We start from the raw sequence: 18,310 nt of genomic DNA, 5'->3' as shown, positions 1-18,310 counted from the left end.
AAAGATGAGTCAAATAATAATAATTGTTTTGACAAGTTTTATTGTCGTAATGACAAGTATAATTGACGAAAACAGGATTTTTATTTACAATTTTAACTAAATGAAACAAATGATGGGTTAGGTGTAGCGATACATATAAGAGAATGAAATATAGTACTATATTTCATCCTGAACAATCATAGGCTTTAACAGAGGGTACGAATGATACTAAAGGGGAGGCTTTATACATTGAGTTTACAAATTCAAAACTTAACAAAAATATTCGGAGAATCTAAAGCAGTTAATGGTTTGCAAATCTCGTTACCGAAAGGTGAAGTGTTAGGGTTACTTGGCCGAAATGGTGCAGGGAAAACAACGACAATTAAAATGTTACTAGGTTTATTAACGCCAAATGAAGGTTCTATTACGTGGGATGGAAAAACATTTGGTGATAGCGGGGTAACAATTGGATATTTACCAGAAGAAAGAGGACTATATACAAAAAGTAGAGTAATAGATCAGTTGCGATATTTTGGTAGATTAGAAGGAATGACGAAAAAAGAAGTGGATCTTGCAATTGATTACTGGTTAGAACGCTTAGCAATTCCAGAATATAAATTTAAAACGGCTGGAGAACTTTCAAAAGGGAATCAGCAAAAAATTCAATTGATAGCTGCTCTTCTTCACGATCCAGAACTCCTTATTTTGGATGAACCCTTTAGCGGACTTGATCCAGTTAATGCTGGAATGCTAGCTAGTATTATTGGAGAACAAGTACAGAGCGGAAAGACAATTATTTTATCAAGTCACCGTATGGAGCAAGTAGAGGTTTTTTGCCAGCATGTATGTATTTTGAAAAAGGGTGAAGCAGTTGTAGAGGGACAGTTAAGTGATATTAAGAAGGAATACGGTTTCCGTAATTTAACGATTGAAGATATAGCAGAGAATGAAAAGGGATTAGAAGCTATACAAGTCCCGTATGAAAAACAACAAGGCCTTCTTTATGTAAAAGTACAAGACGATGCAGAAGCTCTAAAGATTTTGCAACAATTGCAAGAACAAGGTGTTAGCTTACGACAATTTAAAATGTTAGAGCCAACGTTGAACGAAATCTTTGTAGAGAGGGCGAAATAACGATGCGTAAATTTTCTCATGTATTTTCATTTTATTTTAGGGAAGCGTTTTTATCTAAAAAATCATTAATTACGAGTGCGATTTTATTTTTAGTTGTGTTTGGGATTTTTGCATTTAATCATTTTACTTCAGGTGATGATAAAAATAAGGATAAAGATAAAATTGCAGTTGTAGTAGAGAGCTCCACATACAAAGTACAAAAAGAAGAGCTAAATAAGCTATTGCCATCAGCAAAAATAACGGTTGGTTCAAAGGATGATTTTGATAAACTGCATAAGCAAGTAGAAGAAGGTGATTTAGATGGTCTATTCCATGTGACGGAAAAGGATGGGACTCCAGCGGTTACATATATGTATAATGGATTTCCAAGCCAAGCAACTTCTGCAATTATGGCAGGCTATTTAAAACAACAATATACGATGGTGACGATTGCAAAAAATAATGTTTCACCAGAAATTGCGCAGCAATTACAAGCAGAAATTCAAGTGAAGCAAGAAGCGATAAAAGATCGTACATCTTCTTTCGGAATTGCGTATTTCTTTACATTTGCTTTGTATATGTTTATTGTAGCTTTCGGAAATACAATTGCAATGAATATTGCATCTGAAAAGGCGTCACGTGTAATGGAAGTAATGCTTCCGAAAGTAAAGCCACTTACGATGATGTATGCGAAAATCTTAGCGGTTGTTTCAACGGCGTTATTGCAACTTGTAATATTGGCGTGTGGTTACCTTATTCCTTATTTGTTAGGTTGGGTCGATTTAGAAAGTGCCTCATTATTTGGTATTCCAATTGACTTTACCAAATTAGATGCAAAGGTTATAAGCATGTTCCTTGTGTATTTCATTACGGGGTATTTACTATATGCGATGATGTATGCAGCTGCTGGAGCTGTCGTGTCTAAGACGGAGGATTTACAAGCTGTATCTTTCCCAGTAATGATTTTAATCATGGCTGCATTCTTTATTAGTATTAAATCATTAAGTGATCCGAATAGTACTATCGTTGTTGTAAGTTCATATGTTCCGTTCTTTACTCCTATGGTCACATTTTCACGGATTGTAGCTGGTGAAGCAGGTATGTTGGAAATTACGATAACATTAGTAGTCTTATTGGCGACAATCGGTATATTAAACGCTGTTACAAGCCGTATCTACGTAAACGGTGTAATGAATTACTCCGACAAAGTGAAGTTTAAAGATTTAGCGAAATTTATAAAGCGTCAATAATGGGAGAAAAGCATGATTTTCTAATGGAATCATGCTTTTTCTTTATGTATAAATTAAAAATAGTATATAATAATAAGAGTTGTCTTTTAATAGAATGAATAAAAAGGAGGGTGTGCAGATGGGAATTAGTAGTCGTTTTACAGTAGGTGTTCATATGTTAACGTTACTTGCGATAGATCGAAACTCTCGCTGTACCTCTGAATGGATTGCTGGTAGTGTGAATACAAATCCAGTTGTGATTCGTCGCATTACAGGAATGCTGAAGAGAGCAGGACTTGTTGATGTACAAGCTGGTAAAGGTGGTACGACACTTGCTCGTGATTTAGATGAAATTACATTACTTGATGTATATAAAGCTGTGGAAGTTGTAGAAGAAGGACATCTATTTTCTTTCCATGAAAATCCCAACATTGAATGTCCAGTAGGAGCTAATATTCAATCGGTATTAGAGATTGTTTTAATGCAATCGCAAGAAGCGATGGAAAACGTACTTGCAAATGTAACGGTAGAGCAGTTAGTTACAAATTTAAAGTCGAAAATTAAAAAATAAAAAAGCGAGCTTCCTCATAATGAGGGCTCGCTTTTTTTATTCGGAAATATTGAAAATTCTATTTTTCAGTATTTAAAATAAACTTTCCTACAACAGCTGCTACGATACCACCAAGAATTGGGGCAACGATGAATACCCATAGTTGAGAAAGTGCTTCTCCGCCAGCGAATAGAGCTGGTGCGATACTACGAGCTGGGTTAACAGATGTTCCAGTTAACGGAATGCCTAATAAGTGAATTAATACTAATGTGAAACCAATTACTAGTCCAGCTAAAGAAGAACTTCCTTTTTTACCAGTTACAGCAACGATAACTAAAACAAATACGAAAGTTAAAATGAATTCAACTAGAAATGCTCCAGATAAACCAAGAGTTCCAAAACTATTTTGTCCTAAATTATCTAAAGGTGTTTTAGCAGAGCGTAAAATTGTTACTAACGTTGCAGTTCCTAATAAACCACCTAAAATTTGAGCTAATACATAATAACAAAGTTCCATAGCGTTCATTCTTTTGTTGATGAACATAGCGATTGATACTGCTGGGTTAATGTGACATCCAGAAATTGTTCCAATGCTATATGCCATAGCTACAATAGATAGACCGAAAGCCATAGCGATACCTAGTGTTCCAATTCCTTCAATTCCGCCGCCAGTAACAGCTACTCCAGTTCCGAATAATACAAGTACAAATGTACCAATAAATTCAGCGATTGCTTTTTTTAACATAATTTACCTCCTATTAATGCGCATGAAACGTATTATAACATAAGTTTTAGTATAAACAGCTAATGAAATACTATTCTGATAAGGCGAAATAGGGAGACAATAAAAATAGATATGGTTCTATGAAGAAGAACCATATCTATTTTTATGCCGATTTTTTTGTTTAATAACTGGAACAGAACGGTTTAAAACGCTATTTACGACCATTCCTAACATGATAATAATCATCCCAATCAGTGACAGACCACTAGGGAATGAACCATTTAAGAAAATAATCTCACCAAGCACGGTAAAGACCATCGTTCCAGCTTGTGTTGCTTCAACAGCTCCAAGTAAAGCAAGATTGTCTTTTGCTAAATCAGTAGCAAAGAAAAATGTCATCGTCGCAATAACTCCAGAACATAGTGCTAACAAAAATCCTTGAAGCATTTGAGTTGATGATGGAATACCAGTAGTGGAAAATCCGTATATCCCAAGGAGAATTGTAATAGGAAGACTTCCAATTGCCATTCCTAATACACGTTGGAATGTATCAAGACGTCCGCCAACAAGTTCCATCATTTTTCGGTTGCCGAAGGGATATAAGAAAGCTGCTAAAACGACAGGTAAAAAGCCTGAAATGAACTGATTCATTGTAATGTGGCCTGCTTCAGTCGCTTGCATACAAATTACACCAAGTAAAATAAATAAAGCGACGTATAAACTGCGTAGTGGAATTTTTCCACGTACAAGTTTTGTACCTGATTTTGTTTCTATTTTAATGAAAAATAATGGCGATAAAAGCAAACCTGCTAATATAGTAACTTGCCAAGTTCCAGCAACGAGCCAAGCTGGAGAGAAGACAGCGGCGAAACTTAATAAAGAATAGAAACCAATCCCTGCAACGGAACCCCATCCGATCCATGCAAATGGATGTTTCTTTAACTCTGCCCATAACCCCCTTAAGTTTTTGCGAAATAAAACGATAAGGAATAAAATAGGGAGAGCAAATAAAAAACGGAAGGAAGCTGTCCAAGCCCAGCTTGTTCCAGATACGTTCATCGCTCTATTAATAATAAAGGTTGCAGAAAAGAAGGCTGATGATAAAAGGCCTAATAATATTGCGCGCATGAAATATAGCACTCCTTTCGGAATTAAATAATTATGTATAGTATAATATACTTAAGTGCAATAAAAGTAAACTATTTTATATTTTAAGGTGGTTTTATAGATGAAAGAAAATGAGGATATGCAAACAAAAGAAGTGATCCAGCAAGTAGGTCAGTTATTAAGACAAATTCGAAATGAACAAAAACTAAGTTTAGAAGAATTAGCCCAAAAAACAGGGGTTAGTAAATTGACATTAGGAAAAATCGAAAGAGGGGAAACGAATCCAACGTTAGCTGTCATTTGGAAAATAACGAAAGGGTTATCGATTCCTTTATCAAGATTAATGGTTGTTGGAGAACCTGTAGCTGTTGCGCGCTGCGGAGAGGGATTTGCAGTAGATGTAGGACAAGCATGGCATTTAGAAACGATGTTCCGTTACACGAAAGAAACAGGGATGGAAATGCACCGTGCTTGTTTAAGAGCGAATAGTATATATGAACCGGAAGCTCATCATGAAGGTGCTATTGAGCTTGTAACGGTAATGAAAGGGAAAGTATCTATTCAAGTGGAGAATGATGTGTATGAGCTAAATGAGTTTGACTCCATTCAATTTGAAGCGAATAAGAAACATAGTTATAAGAATGAAGAAGATGAAGTGGCAGTATTACATTTAACGATGAAATACTCTTCATGAAAAAATCCCCTATAGAAAAAACTATAGGGGATTTTTTATACGTTTTGTTCAAATGTATTGAATGAAGTTATTAGTAAGAGCGTGGCATAAGTAATAAACAAATGAAATAAACTAAAAAACCCGTTCCAAAACATAAAATAGCAATAACCCAAAGTATGCGAATGAGAGTAGAGCTAATATCAAAATATTCTCCTAAACCACCACATACACCAAATAACATTTTATCAGTTTCGGATTTATATAATCTTTTTGACATTGTCCAATCCACTCCTTTTTATAGCAAACTGTATACTTCTATTCTATATGGAATTTTATGAGAAGACTATGAGGTTGTATTACATTTTTTTGAGGAAACAGTCGTATTAATTGTCTTAATTTTCAGTTGATATTAAAATTATAGTAAGAGGTATGAGATGATTTTTAATAAAGGGTGGGGAAATAGAGATGACAGTATATTGGTTGACTAATGTAATGCTTGAATCAGGGTATACATATGAAGAAGGAGAAATTTCACAAACAGAAACAGAATTATGTAGTTTACTCATTGATGATGGACGAATTAAAAAAATCATAGCGGGTGTTGTACAAGAAGAAGGGATAGTAACTCTTGATGCCAATCGCTTATTAATTTTGCCAGCTTTCGAAGAGATGCACATTCATATTGATAAAACATATTATAGTGGTCCTTGGAAAGCTAGTGTGCCAGCAGAAAATATTTTTACGCGTTTTAAAGAAGAAGAAACGATTTTGCCAAAGCAATTAGCAACTGCTCAACATAGGGCGGAAAATATGTTAGAATTATTGCTCCAAAATGGTGCAACGAATATTAGAACACATTGTAATGTTGATCCGATTATTGGACTTCGTAATTTGGAAGCAACGTTAGCGGCTTTAGAAACATATAAAGATCGATTGTCTGGTAGAATCGTTGCTTTTCCGCAACATGGATTATTGCGCAGTAATTCTGTGCAACTTGTGAAAAATGCGATGCGTATGGGTGCGCATCTAGTCGGCGGAGTGGATCCAGCTACAGTAGATAATGACATTGAAAAATCATTACATACGATTATGGATATCGCAGTAGAGTTTAATGCGGATGTTGATATTCATCTGCATGATGCGAATAACCTTGGTATGTTTACGATGAAGAGATTGGCAAGTCTAACAGAAGAAGCAGGGTGGCAAGGTCGTGTAACAATTAGTCATGCGCTTGGACTTGGTGGTGTTACTGATAAAGAAGCTGAAGAAGTGGCAGAAAGACTAGCAGCTTTAAAAATTGATATTACTTCAACCGTGCCAATTGGTAAACAGGTAATCCCAATTCCATTATTAGATAAAAAGGGTGTTAAAGTTTCATTAGGAAATGATAGTATTACAGATCATTGGTCACCGTTCGGAACAGGTGATATGCTTCAAAAGGTAAATCGATTAGCAGAGCGTTTTGGATGGAGTGACGAAAGATCTTTAGGAAAAGCGCTGCGCTTTATTACGGGAGGAAAAGAAACGTTAAATAATGAAGGGAAGCGAGCGTGGCCAAATGTAGGGGATGAAGCGAGCTTTGTTTTGACGAATGCAACATGTGTCGCTGAAGCAGTAGCACGTCAAACCGATAAGTGTGTAGTTATGCATAAAGGGAATGTTGTTATAGGGGATTTAAAGAAAGTAAAATCGGATAATCTTGTATAGAGGAATCATTTAAATGTTTTGAGAAGGGTTCTAATCGTGAAAATAGAACTCTTCTTTTTTGTTTAGTAGAAGCAGGATAACGCTATACTTCCTTATAGGAAAGCTAGAAAGGATGAAAAATTTGGACAATCAACATAACCAAAATCATATTATGGGAACCTTGCAATGGTTTATTTTTTTATTAGCGAATTCGATCGCACTACCAATTGTCGTTGGCGGATTATTTCATCTTACGACGGAAGAAGTATTTTATTTAATGCAGCGTACGTTTTTTGTAGTGGGTATATCTTCTTTTTTACAAGGATGGATTGGGCATAGATTACCAATTGCGGATGGGCCAGCTGGATCTTGGGTTGGTGTATTTACCGTACTTGCTTATGCAACTGTCGGGCAGGATCAACTACATAGTACGTTGCAAATATTAGAATTAGGGATGATGATTTCCGGAGTTATTTTAATAGGATTAGGGGTAACGGGTTTTATAGGGCGCATTTTATTTTTATTTACACCGCTCGTTACAGGGACGTTCTTGCTTCTATTATGTTTGCAATTAAGTGGTGTATTTTTAAAAGGAATGTTAGGAATTACAGCTACTGTTTCTCAAATTGATGGATTTACAGCATTGATCGCTTTTGGCATATTTTTGTTCGTAGTCATACTTTCGAATTTTGGAAAAGGTTTTGTTAAAAGTTATGCGGTTTTAATAGGATTGATTAGCGGTTGGATTATTTTTCTGATCGTAGGGAAAGTGACGATTCCGTCTCAAGTAACTCATTTTGTACAATTTCCACATATATTTGCTTGGGGACTTCCAAAATGGAATACAGGTATGGCTGTATCAAGTTTCGTTATGGTATGTATTTTAGTTTCAAATACAGTGGCAGCTATTATAGCAATTAATCAAGCTACCATTCATAAAGCGACTATTGAACAAAAACAGTTGAGAAACGGTACGTGGGTTGGAGGGATTTCGCATATGATTTCTTCTTTATTTTCAACAGTAGGTGTCGTTCCATTACCGGCAACAGCAGGTTTCATACGTTTAACAAATCAAAAGTATATGCGTTCATTCTTATTGGCCTGTGTACTATTAGTCGTTATGTCGCTATTTCCAAGTATTATTCGTTATTTAGCCTCTCTGCCATCCGCGGTCGCATCTGCGGTTTTAATGGCTTCGTTCGTGCAACTCATTGGAATTGGATTTCATAATATAAAACAAGTGCCACTTAGCGAACGGAATGTAACGATCTTAGAGCCTGTTTATAGTCTTATAAATATGTTAGGATGTATGCAAAAACAGGAGATGAGTGTATGTCTTATCCAAGTGATATCAGCCGTGAAAAATTCGAGATCATTCGTGAGGAACTAGAAACGTTTAGCAAACGCACAAGTCCGCGAAAGTATGACCTTTATGATGTGTTCAATGCACTACTCTATGTTCTGAGTACAGGCTGCCAGTGGCGTGCTTTACCAAAAGATTATCCCAAATGGCAAAATGTTTACCGCTACTATGCAAAATGGAGTAAATCCAATGCCGAAGGTAGTAGTCTATTAGAGACCTTATTAAAAAAATTGTTGGGCAAATAAGGGAAGCAGTGAATCGCCCCAAAAGCTCTAGCTTTAATATTGTCGATGCCCAAAGTGTTAAGAATGCAGATACGGCTGAACAAAAAGGTTATGATGGTGGTAAGAAAGTTTCTGGTATTAAACGACATATCAGTGTAGATATTCTTGGATTTCCCCATGCAATCCATGTTACCACTGCCAATGTCACAGATCGAAAAGGCGCACTCGAAATGTACGAGCAATATCCTGAATTGAAAGAAACCATAGAAGCCATCCTCACGGATGGTGGGTACACAGGAGAAAAGTTTCAAAAAGAAATTCAAAAGCTATTGAATGCTGAAGTACAAGTTGCCCAGCGGTCCGAATTGCATCAATTTCAAGTGATCCCTAAAAGATGGATCGTAGAGCGCTCATTTGCTTGGTTAGAAAAATACAGACGATTGTTCAAAAATGTAGAGAGAAAACTAGAAACAAGTAAACAAATGGTTGTCCTAGGATTTCTCGCTATTTTAATAAAAAGATAAGACTATAAACAGGCTCTTAGGAGTCGCGGTATTGTTTGGCTGCGGCGTTATGTTTTTACCGTCTGGAGCACTTCAATCATTGCCTTCTGTTATGCAATATGTATTCGGTAATGGTTTGTTTGTAGGTACTGTTGTAAGTATATTGCTAGAACAAATATGGCGTACTGGAAAGTAAGTGGATAAATCGAGTGTATGCACTGTATAAAAGTCTAAAATAACATAAGAAATAAAGCCCATTTTCATTCACCACCTGCACATTTCGTTCATACAATATCTTGACTAAATAAACACCCAACTTACACATATACAGCTCTGGCTTAAGCAAGGAGGGTTATACCAGTTGAAGGAAAAAGCGTATCAATCTAAACCGTTACTCACAAAGAGAGAAAGAGAAGTATTTGAATTACTCGTTCAAGATAAAACGACGAAGGAAATTGCAGGTGAACTTTTTATAAGTGAAAAAACAGTACGCAATCACATTTCAAACGCAATGCAAAAGCTAGGGGTTAAAGGACGTTCACAAGCAGTTGTAGAGCTTCTTCGTATGGGAGAACTCGAACTATAAGAAAGCAGCCGACTTTTATATGAAGAGTCGGCTATTTTTCTGTCTGTTTCACGTGCTATATGAATGATAAGAATGTTTCATACATAAATAGGTAGTAAGGAGGGGATGTGTTGAAAAGAGTATTATTAGTTTCAACAAGCGCTCATGATATGAATGGACACCCGACTGGTTTATGGCTTGAAGAACTCGCAGCTCCGTATAATTTATTTAAAAAGGCTAAGTTCGATGTTGATCTTGTATCTATAGAAGGTGGAAGGGTGCCTATTGATAGAGTATCAATTCCAAATGGTATACCTCGTGAATTTAAGCATGTCGCTTCTTTGTTGCAAAATACAAAACCAATATCTACTGTTCACTTTTTAGATTATGATGCAGTTTTATTTGGTGGTGGACACGGGGCTATTGTGGATTTTCCTGGTAATCCATATGTAGCGAATTTGATTGAGAACATGTACAACAATAACCGGATTGTAGCGGCTGTTTGTCACGGAGTAAGTTCTTTGGTCGGTGTGAAAAATAAAGATGGCTCGTTTTTTGTTGCCGGTAAGCGTATAACAGGTTATACAAACGATGAAGAAAAAGCTGTACATTTAGAAAAGAGAGTGCCGTTTTTATTAGAAAGTAAATTGAAAGAAGAAGGGGCTTTGTTTTATGTTGCTCCAAATTTCACACCACATGTAGTAGTAGATGGGCATTTAATTACAGGGCAAAATCCGCAGTCTAGTATAGAAATAGGTAAGGCTATAAAAAGAGCTGTAAATAAATTATAGAAAAAGTACCCGCTACTAACAAAGGTAGTGGGTACTTTTATGTATAGCCTAGATTGAAATTGAAATAAATTGATATAAATGGTAAGAAATAACCTTTGGAACAAGGGAGTTAGCTCGGCTGTCCTAAGGCAAATTCGTTAACTATCAAAAGTAACGATGAACCGAGAAGTCCCCACTTCAAGTAAGCTTGTAAGAGATACTGAGTGGTGGGGAGTTTACTTTCTGCTCATTTCTTCTTATTAATAGGAATGTCTTCTGTTCAGAGAAAAGTGTCGTAATGAATACGTATTTTATATAGAAGAAACCGATTTTCATATAGAGGATCGTTTATTTTTCTGTCTTGCAAATTATGAAAAAAAGGAGCAAAATAAAAAAGGTCCTAGTCTATGCAGATACAGATAAAAAAATTTCATACAGGAGCATTTTAAGTGAGCGAACTTAAAGTGCGTAAAATATAATGATAAACATAAAATAAGATGATGAATGAGAAAACGGGTGATTAAGTTGAATAGAGCGATCGGTGTAATCGATTCAGGAGTTGGCGGTTTAACAGTAGCGAAGGAATTAATTCGTCAGTTGCCGAAAGAGCGTATTATATATTTAGGGGATACAGCACGTTGCCCTTATGGTCCGCGTTCTCGTGAAGAAGTGCGTCAATTTACGTGGGAAATGACGGAGCATTTATTAGATTTAAATATCAAAATGTTAGTGATTGCGTGTAATACAGCAACTGCGGTTGTGTTGGAAGAAATGCAGAAACAGTTGCCAATTCCAGTAGTTGGAGTTATTCATCCAGGATCACGTACAGCTTTAAAAGTGACAAATACGTATCATGTTGGGATTATTGGGACGATTGGAACAGTAAAAAGTGGTGCCTATGAAGAGGCGCTAAAATCTATTAATAACCGTGTTATGGTAGAAAGTTTAGCGTGCCCACCTTTCGTTGAGCTTGTAGAGAGTGGGAATTTCGAAAGCGAAATGGCGTATGAGGTTGTAAGAGCAACATTGCAACCGTTGAAAAGTACAGACATTGATACACTTATTTTAGGGTGTACACATTATCCGATTTTAGGTCCTGTTATAAAAAAGGTAATGGGAGATCAAGTGCAATTAATTAGTTCGGGTGATGAAACAGCTCGTGAGGTAAGTACGATTTTATACCATAGTAAGATGTTAAACGAGGGAGAAGAACAAAGTGATCACCTCTTCTTAACGACTGGTAAAATAGGTCTGTTTAAAGAAATTGCATCAAAGTGGTTTGGTCAGCCGATTGAAAATGTGAAGCATATTAATTTAGAAACAGAATAATAGTAGATTCATATAAGAGAACTCCTGAGAAATCAGGGGTTTTTTCTGTGTAAGTAGCTATAGCTTGTTCTAAAATATGAAACAGCTCGTATACATAATAGTACAAACTTAGATTTTAGGGGGGAATGGCATGCCTAAATCCACTTTTAAATGGGTTGTTGGTGCTACTGTGAGTGCGATTTTATTATCAGGGTGTGGCTTATTAAATCAAGAGAAAGCAACAGAACAAATTGATCCACCGAAAAAAGTTACGTATACAGAAGGTGAAAAGAAAGAAACAGCTAAAAAAGATAAACAAGGGCAAACAGTAAATAGAGAGTTATACCTCGTTGATAAAAATGGATATGTCGTACCGCAAACTATTGCAATGCCTACTCCGAAAGCGAATGAAGTTGTAAAGCAAACGTTAGAGTATCTTGTGAAAGATGGACCAGTCACAAATTTATTGCCGAATGGATTTCGAGCAGTCCTTCCAGCGAATACGACGATGACCTTGGATTTGAAAAAAGGTGGGACAGCGGTAATTGATTTCTCTAAAGAAATGAAAAATTATTCAAAGGAAGAAGAGCGTCAAATTGTTGAATCAGTAGCGTGGACTTTGACTCAATTTACAGAAATAAAACAAGTGCAGTTCCAAATAAATGGTGAAAAGTTAGCGAAGATGCCTGTTGCGGGTACACCGCTTGGTGAAGGTGTAAGTCGTGCGAATGGAATTAACTTTGATGATGAACAAGTAGCAGATGTAACGCATACAAAACCGGTTACACTTTACTTTATGGCGCAAAATAATAATAAGCAGCAATATTACGTACCGGTAACAAGACGCGTTGTAGAAGGGAAAGAAAATGATTATGCAGCAATTATAGATGAACTTGTAAAAGGACCGATTCATCAATCGCTTCTGAATGATTTTAATCCAGGAGTTAAGCTTATTACGAATCCGAAATTACAAAATGGAAATCTTACATTAAACTTTAATGAAAATATATTTGCGAACCAAGACAAGAGTGTGATTTCAAATTACGTATTGAAGTCGTTAGTCTTATCTTTAACGGAAAAACAAGGTGTGAAAAATGTTTCTATTGAAGTGAATGGGAAAGCGAATCTGATGGATGAAAAAGGTGAAAAGTTAACAAAACCTGTTGATCGTCCACAAAACGTGAATACAGGTAGTTTTTAATCGTGAATAATTTGATATAATTATGTAAGAAAGGGGGATTGCTTTTTGAGTTCCCCTTCTTTTATTGTTATACATATCGTACATTTAAATTTGGCTATACTAATGAGAGTATTTATGAGGGGGTTATTTTTATGCGAGTAGATGGTAGAGGACAAGCAGAGTTACGCCATATACATATTCATACAAATTATTTAAAACATCCAGAGGGATCGGTACTAATTGAAGTTGGGGATACAAAGGTAATTTGTTCAGCGACAATTGAAGAGCGTGTACCGCCGTTTATGCGTGGAGAAGGAAAAGGCTGGGTAACAGCAGAATACTCAATGATTCCACGTGCGACAGAGCAACGTACAATCAGGGAGTCAAGTAAAGGGAAAGTAACAGGGCGTACAATGGAAATCCAGCGTTTAATTGGACGAGCATTACGTGCGGTTGTCGATTTAGAAGCGCTTGGCGAAAGAACGGTTTGGATTGACTGTGATGTAATTCAAGCGGATGGCGGAACGAGAACAGCTTCAATTACAGGTGCTTATGTAGCGATGGTATTAGCTTTTGAAAAATTATTGCAAGCAGACAAAGTATCTAAAATTCCTGTAAAAGATTATTTAGCGGCAACGTCAGTAGGTGTTGTTGAAGAGCAAGGTGTCGTTTTAGATTTAAATTATGCCGAAGATTCTAAAGCGGATGTTGATATGAACGTTATTATGACTGGAAAAGGTCAGTTTGTTGAAGTGCAAGGAACTGGAGAAGAAGCGACGTTTAGCAGAGCAGAATTAAATGAACTACTTGATGCTGCGGAACAAGGGATCTTCCAACTTGTTGAAAAGCAAAAAGAAGCGTTAGGTGACATCGTATCTCATATAGAGTAGAGGTGGAAAATATGAAGCAAGTTGTTGTAGCGACGAAAAATCTTGGGAAAGTACGTGAGTTTGCTGAGTTATTTGAGAGATTTGATTTAGAAGTGAAATCTTTACACGATTTTCCTCATATTGAAGAAGTCGAAGAAACTGGTGAAACATTTGAAGAAAATGCAATTTTGAAAGCGGACAGTCTTAGTAGACAGTTGAATTCCATCGTAATTGCGGATGACTCTGGTCTTATTGTAGATGCCTTAAACGGGAAGCCGGGTGTATATTCAGCTCGTTTTGCTGGAGAGCCGAAAGATGACCAAGCGAATATCGATAAAGTGTTGCAAGAGTTAACTGACATCGATTTAGAAAAACGTACAGCTCGTTTTTACTGTGCGCTAGCGGTTGCTTTCCCTGAAGCAGATAAAGAGCCTGTTATTGTAAACGGAACGTGTGAAGGAAAAATCTTAGAACAGCGCCGCGGGGAAAATGGTTTTGGATACGATCCGATTTTTTATGTAGAAGAATATAAAAAAGCGATGGCGGAGCTAAGCTCAGATGAGAAAAATGCCATTAGCCACCGTGGACGCGCTCTTCGTAAATTAGAAGAGAAAATCCCAGAATGGTTTTTAGAAGAATAAGGGAGAGAAATTGATGAAAGCTTTAATCGTAAGCGATAGTCATAGCTCTGTGAAGGAATTACAGCAGTTAAAAGAGAAATATGAAGGGAAAGTAGATGTCATGATTCATTGTGGTGATTCAGAGCTAACGCCTGCTCACGAAGAGCTACAAGGTTTCCATGTTGTAAAAGGGAATTGTGATTATGCTAACTTTCAAGATGAAATTGTAACTGATGTAGATGGAATTCGTTTCTTAGTTGTACACGGTCATCGTCATAATGTGAAAATGACGTTACAAACGTTAGCGTATCATGCAGAAGAAGTAGGAGCACAAGTAGCGTGCTTTGGACATTCTCATGTACTAGGGGCAGAATTACTTGATGGGATTTTATTTATTAATCCAGGAAGTATTTTGCTCCCGCGCTCTCGTGTGGAAAAGACATTCGCTTTATTAGAAATGGATGAAAATCATATAGAAGTTCGTTTTGAAACATTAGACGGACAGCTAGTTGAACAAGCAATTTTTAAAAGAGGATAATAAAAATTATCCTCTTTTAAAAAAGTGTTGACTTTATAAGTGGTTATGAATATAATAAATATTGTCGATAGGGCAACGGCGCTAACGAAGAAAAATAAAATAACATATGCGGGTGTAGTTTAGTGGTAAAACAAGAGCCTTCCAAGCTCTGGTCGAGAGTTCGATTCTCTTCACCCGCTCCATGTCCCAGTAGCTCAGCAGGATAGAGCAACGGCCTTCTAAGCCGTCGGTCGGGAGTTCGAATCTCTCCTGGGACGCTAACAAAACCTTGTTATCTTTTGATAACAAGGTTTTTTGTTTGTCTAAAAATTGATGTATGTGCAAGAGGTGTGAAAATACTACAACGGAATATATGTTAATGAGTATATGTAACAGATTAAAGTACATTAAAAAAAGAGCACCATTTATGCGCCCTATTCCTCTTATTTAATTTAAAGAATCAATAGGTTTATGATGGAACTCAAATCCATATCCAGATTCTCCTAATTGTTCACTTACAATATTATAAAACTTTTCCCATAAAAACTAGGTTCATTCTGCGGATACACTTGTATAATAAATTGTGTTCTTCCTATTGTACTTGGAACTTTTTCATAAATTTCATCACTTTCAATGAATCCTAAATATGTATTGATTTTGTCTTGTAAAAGTAAAATGTGTTTATCGTCAAGTTCTTCGCTTTTATTCCACTCTAAAGCATCAAAGGTTGTTAAGTACACATTATCTTTATTATCCTCGTCTATTAATACTAAATCGACTTGATCCGTATCGTGTAATGCCATATAAAAGCCTCCTTATTCTTCTTTTCTTATTACATTTATTTTCGTTGGTGGAATCTCTTCTAATAAATGTTCAAATGGCGGTTTGTTCCTACTTTTAACAATGGTACCTGATTCCGCAATTTCGGAGAAGGCTTTTTTCTGAAGAAGCCACAGTATTTGTTATCTCGCCTTTGATTGGATTATCTTCGTATTCAGCATCCGCCGTGCGAAATTTTTCCGTAGCTCTTTCTAGTTCGTTAGCTATTTTATCGAATTCTGTTAAAACAACATATCGACACATACGTTATCAGCAACGAAGACTGGCACGATGCGGACGATCAAAAGAAAGTACGATTAATGAACTCGGCGGATCGAACGTTGTACAATCAATTCGAAGGATATGATATCCCCTATAATGCGATATGTGAATTCAGCGCATACTTAGTAATTGTTTATAACGATACAAACAAAATGCAGCGGCAAGGAATCGTATCATTTAGCGTAACTGGCGTCAGATCATTCAAATTCAAAGAAAATAACGTTTCTAGTACGATTGGGCAGCCGTTATCGGAACTTATCCCCGGCAGTGTGTTAGAATTAATAGAAGCGGAAAGTGAGGATCTCCAATTGACTGGACGTGTGATTGATTGGACAGTTTAAGAAGGTTGTATAAAAAAGGGAGATGGCGCAAATATGGCGAGATCAAAAGAAAATGATTTAACGGAGAAATTGGCAGAAGGTCACCGAAAATATGGTGACGGCAACTTTACAGTACAGAACATCGGTGATGAAACTAACCCGAATTGGACTGTCGTAAAAAATGTGAGGAAGGGATCGGCAGGCATTCGCGAAGAGGAAGATATATTAAGACTGCAATCAAAATATATAAAATAGTGCGGAAAGGTACGCCGAGATTCGCATTTTAAGACGATTATTTTTTATTCCGTGGATAAGGGGATTCATCTAAATGCGTCAGAATTTTCGATAGGGAATCGATAGAACAAAAAGGTATTCAACATTGATGTAGAACTACTATATAGCGTATAATATTAATTAACAAAAATGGTCAGTTGACCGCACAAATGAACGTTCAGTAAGCGATGAAAGAATCGTTTATATATCGGTAATTGACGGGTCGGGAGTTCGAATCTCTCCTGGGACGCTAAAAAAACCTTGTTATCTTTTGATAACAAGGTTTTTTGTTTGTCTAAAAGTGATGTGTGTAAATAAAAATTGGAAATAACTAAACTATGAGTCGTAATAAAAACATTTGGAATCGCTGTAGCTATAGTGATTGTGTGGATATATATTTTGTTTTTTTGCTATACTACCATATAGAAATTAAGGTGCTATTAGGAGTAAATAGCTATTATTACATAATTAACAACATAAACAGGAGAAATGAATATGAAAAAGTATTTTGTAGTAGGGGTGCTGATGTTAAGTTTATTGGTCGGATGCGCACAAGATAACACTTCTATGGGAAAGGAAACGCCAAAGAAGAGTGAACAGGTTGAAAAGAAGGGGAAGTCTACTGATAAAAAGGTGGATGAAGCAAAAAATGTAAAAAATTCCGAGGAATCGGTGAAGCCAAAGCCTGAACTTCAAACGTTCAATACGTGTGATTCGAACGGGAAGTATTGTGATCGTGGTATGCTAAACATTGGAAGTTTTAATGCTTTATCCGTAGGTATGACGGCGGAAGAAGTCACGGGAAAGTTGCAAAAGAATGCGGAGTCTAGTTCGTGGGCTACAGTAGATGGAAAAGAAGCTGTTCGGTATGAATATTCTGCGTCAATTACGAGTGTGACTGTTAATTATATCGATGGGGAAACTGTACTCTGCGATTCATTCTATATATGATCCGAGATCAAAGGTGGTAAAAGTTACCGATTTGAATAATGATGGTTCATTCACGCGGCATGAGTGAGTTAATTAATAGCGTGAAATAAAAAACTATAAAAATGCATCAATTGTAAATGAATATAGAGAAATTCCGGAAAACGCCTCGAGTAATATGAGGTGTTTTTTTCATTTTTGGAAAGCTTACAATTCTGTAAGGTAAGTGTAAGGAAGTTCGATGGTAACAAATTACTAATCCTCTATAATGAAGGTAACAACGATAAAACGAGGAGGAAGAAATGATGAAGGGATTAATCGTAACGGGTTTAACAGTTGCTTTTGGATTTGTAGCGTATGAGAAATTAACGTATGTAGTTGATGTTGTAAAACATTTAATCGCTTAGAAAAAACTACCATGAGAGGGAAAGGGAATGAGTGAATGAATGGAATGGTTATTCGGAATTATAGGTACTTGTAGTGTAGTATTATTGTTCTTTGTCCCGAGTGGTATACTTAGTTCGACAACGAGTTTGTTCTTCTTAAGTTTGTTTGCTTGTACGATGCTTATTATTATGTTTTTAATGAAGCGAAGTAAACCAATCTTCTACTTTAGCATGATTGTTATGGCAATTATTGTTCTCCAAATTATTACCCTTGTTATATACCCCACAATTATAAATGCTTTCCATTAATGATGAATCCTCTG

At 36.4% G+C, this 18,310-nt stretch carries 20 protein-coding genes, 2 tRNA genes and 3 pseudogenes; 21 read left to right on the top strand and 4 right to left on the bottom strand.

Annotated features, from left to right (window positions below):
- Positions 1-228: 228 nt before the first annotated feature.
- From ACP6L7_RS19350 to ACP6L7_RS19340, 3 genes are all read left to right on the top strand, one after another.
- The gene (locus tag ACP6L7_RS19350) at positions 229-1,113 is read left to right on the top strand and encodes an ABC transporter ATP-binding protein (protein WP_141533494.1); all 885 of its coding nucleotides are present in this window, start codon (positions 229-231) and stop codon (positions 1,111-1,113) included.
- A 2-nt stretch (positions 1,114-1,115) separates the two neighbouring features.
- Complete coding sequence (locus ACP6L7_RS19345; RefSeq protein WP_097830530.1) at positions 1,116-2,342, top strand: ABC transporter permease; 1,227 nt, start codon at positions 1,116-1,118, stop codon at positions 2,340-2,342.
- 118 nt (positions 2,343-2,460) lie between these two features.
- Complete coding sequence (locus tag ACP6L7_RS19340; protein WP_097830531.1) at positions 2,461-2,892, top strand: Rrf2 family transcriptional regulator; 432 nt, start codon at positions 2,461-2,463, stop codon at positions 2,890-2,892.
- Between the two features lie 58 nt (positions 2,893-2,950).
- Here the strand turns inward: ACP6L7_RS19340 and ACP6L7_RS19335 are convergent, their stop codons facing one another.
- Both ACP6L7_RS19335 and ACP6L7_RS19330 read right to left on the bottom strand, forming a co-directional pair.
- Entirely contained in the window at positions 2,951-3,616 is a 666-nt protein-coding gene (locus ACP6L7_RS19335) for an MIP/aquaporin family protein (RefSeq protein WP_097830532.1), read from the bottom strand.
- 117 nt (positions 3,617-3,733) lie between these two features.
- On the bottom strand, positions 3,734-4,723 hold the full coding sequence (locus tag ACP6L7_RS19330; RefSeq protein ID WP_097830533.1) for a DMT family transporter: 990 nt from the start codon (positions 4,721-4,723) through the stop codon (positions 3,734-3,736).
- Between the two features lie 100 nt (positions 4,724-4,823).
- Between ACP6L7_RS19330 and ACP6L7_RS19325 the strand changes: the two genes are divergently transcribed.
- The gene (locus ACP6L7_RS19325) at positions 4,824-5,396 is read left to right on the top strand and encodes a helix-turn-helix domain-containing protein (RefSeq protein WP_097830534.1); all 573 of its coding nucleotides are present in this window, start codon (positions 4,824-4,826) and stop codon (positions 5,394-5,396) included.
- Between the two features lie 70 nt (positions 5,397-5,466).
- Here ACP6L7_RS19325 and ACP6L7_RS19320 read toward each other — a convergent pair whose 3' ends face one another.
- The gene (locus ACP6L7_RS19320; RefSeq protein WP_097830535.1) at positions 5,467-5,652 is read right to left on the bottom strand and encodes a PspC domain-containing protein; all 186 of its coding nucleotides are present in this window, start codon (positions 5,650-5,652) and stop codon (positions 5,467-5,469) included.
- A gap of 188 nt (positions 5,653-5,840) precedes the next feature.
- Between ACP6L7_RS19320 and ACP6L7_RS19315 the strand changes: the two genes are divergently transcribed.
- The 13 genes and pseudogenes from ACP6L7_RS19315 (at position 5,841) to ACP6L7_RS19255 (ending at position 15,258) form a co-directional block, all read left to right on the top strand.
- Positions 5,841-7,082, top strand: coding sequence for an amidohydrolase family protein (locus ACP6L7_RS19315; protein WP_430529357.1), 1,242 nt, complete (start codon positions 5,841-5,843; stop codon positions 7,080-7,082).
- 112 nt (positions 7,083-7,194) lie between these two features.
- Positions 7,195-8,334 (top strand): annotated as a pseudogene (locus ACP6L7_RS19310) (purine/pyrimidine permease); the annotation flags it as partial.
- Between the two features lie 59 nt (positions 8,335-8,393).
- Positions 8,394-9,172 (top strand): IS5 family transposase gene (locus ACP6L7_RS19305; protein WP_430529356.1). Its coding sequence is split into 2 segments (ribosomal slippage): positions 8,394-8,655 and positions 8,655-9,172, totalling 780 coding nucleotides; the frame shifts between segments, so codons are not numbered across the junction.
- A gap of 13 nt (positions 9,173-9,185) precedes the next feature.
- Positions 9,186-9,347 (top strand): annotated as a pseudogene (locus ACP6L7_RS19300) (purine/pyrimidine permease); the annotation flags it as partial.
- A 165-nt stretch (positions 9,348-9,512) separates the two neighbouring features.
- Entirely contained in the window at positions 9,513-9,737 is a 225-nt protein-coding gene (gene gerE, locus ACP6L7_RS19295; protein ID WP_000659484.1) for a spore germination transcription factor GerE, read from the top strand.
- Between the two features lie 107 nt (positions 9,738-9,844).
- Positions 9,845-10,507, top strand: coding sequence for a type 1 glutamine amidotransferase domain-containing protein (locus ACP6L7_RS19290; RefSeq protein ID WP_097830538.1), 663 nt, complete (start codon positions 9,845-9,847; stop codon positions 10,505-10,507).
- Positions 10,508-11,002: 495 nt separating this feature from the next.
- Positions 11,003-11,815 (top strand): glutamate racemase, encoded by an 813-nt coding sequence (gene racE / locus ACP6L7_RS19285; RefSeq protein ID WP_000593836.1) that lies wholly within the window; start codon positions 11,003-11,005, stop codon positions 11,813-11,815.
- 130 nt (positions 11,816-11,945) lie between these two features.
- The gene (locus tag ACP6L7_RS19280; protein ID WP_097830539.1) at positions 11,946-12,995 is read left to right on the top strand and encodes a GerMN domain-containing protein; all 1,050 of its coding nucleotides are present in this window, start codon (positions 11,946-11,948) and stop codon (positions 12,993-12,995) included.
- A 131-nt stretch (positions 12,996-13,126) separates the two neighbouring features.
- Entirely contained in the window at positions 13,127-13,864 is a 738-nt protein-coding gene (gene rph / locus ACP6L7_RS19275) for a ribonuclease PH (protein WP_001261778.1), read from the top strand.
- 11 nt (positions 13,865-13,875) lie between these two features.
- Positions 13,876-14,484: an XTP/dITP diphosphatase gene (locus tag ACP6L7_RS19270; RefSeq protein WP_002143277.1), complete on the top strand. Its 609-nt coding sequence runs from the start codon at positions 13,876-13,878 to the stop codon at positions 14,482-14,484.
- 13 nt (positions 14,485-14,497) lie between these two features.
- Entirely contained in the window at positions 14,498-15,001 is a 504-nt protein-coding gene (locus ACP6L7_RS19265) for a metallophosphoesterase (RefSeq protein WP_097830540.1), read from the top strand.
- A 108-nt stretch (positions 15,002-15,109) separates the two neighbouring features.
- Positions 15,110-15,183, top strand: a tRNA-Gly gene (locus ACP6L7_RS19260).
- A gap of 1 nt (position 15,184) precedes the next feature.
- Positions 15,185-15,258 (top strand) — tRNA-Arg (locus ACP6L7_RS19255).
- Between the two features lie 169 nt (positions 15,259-15,427).
- Here ACP6L7_RS19255 and ACP6L7_RS19250 read toward each other — a convergent pair.
- Positions 15,428-15,783 (bottom strand): annotated as a pseudogene (locus ACP6L7_RS19250) (DUF6572 domain-containing protein).
- A 336-nt stretch (positions 15,784-16,119) separates the two neighbouring features.
- On the opposite strand from ACP6L7_RS19250, the gene ACP6L7_RS19245 reads away from it, so the two are divergent.
- The 4 genes from ACP6L7_RS19245 to ACP6L7_RS19230 all read left to right on the top strand — a co-directional run bounded on the left by ACP6L7_RS19245 (position 16,120) and on the right by ACP6L7_RS19230 (position 18,296).
- Positions 16,120-16,422 carry a hypothetical protein gene (locus ACP6L7_RS19245; protein WP_255290731.1) on the top strand — a complete coding sequence of 101 codons (303 nt, stop codon included), beginning with the start codon at positions 16,120-16,122 and terminating at the stop codon, positions 16,420-16,422.
- Between the two features lie 33 nt (positions 16,423-16,455).
- Positions 16,456-16,656 (top strand): cytoplasmic protein, encoded by a 201-nt coding sequence (locus ACP6L7_RS19240; protein WP_097830541.1) that lies wholly within the window; start codon positions 16,456-16,458, stop codon positions 16,654-16,656.
- Between the two features lie 513 nt (positions 16,657-17,169).
- Positions 17,170-17,625 (top strand): hypothetical protein, encoded by a 456-nt coding sequence (locus ACP6L7_RS19235; protein ID WP_097830542.1) that lies wholly within the window; start codon positions 17,170-17,172, stop codon positions 17,623-17,625.
- A gap of 422 nt (positions 17,626-18,047) precedes the next feature.
- Positions 18,048-18,296, top strand: coding sequence for a hypothetical protein (locus ACP6L7_RS19230; RefSeq protein ID WP_002094402.1), 249 nt, complete (start codon positions 18,048-18,050; stop codon positions 18,294-18,296).
- Positions 18,297-18,310: the final 14 nt, after the last annotated feature.

The sequence above is a fragment of the Bacillus silvicola genome (genome assembly GCF_050524305.1).
Taxonomy (GTDB): domain Bacteria; phylum Bacillota; class Bacilli; order Bacillales; family Bacillaceae_G; genus Bacillus_A; species Bacillus_A cereus_AT.
This window is presented reverse-complemented; position numbering and strand designations above follow the sequence as displayed.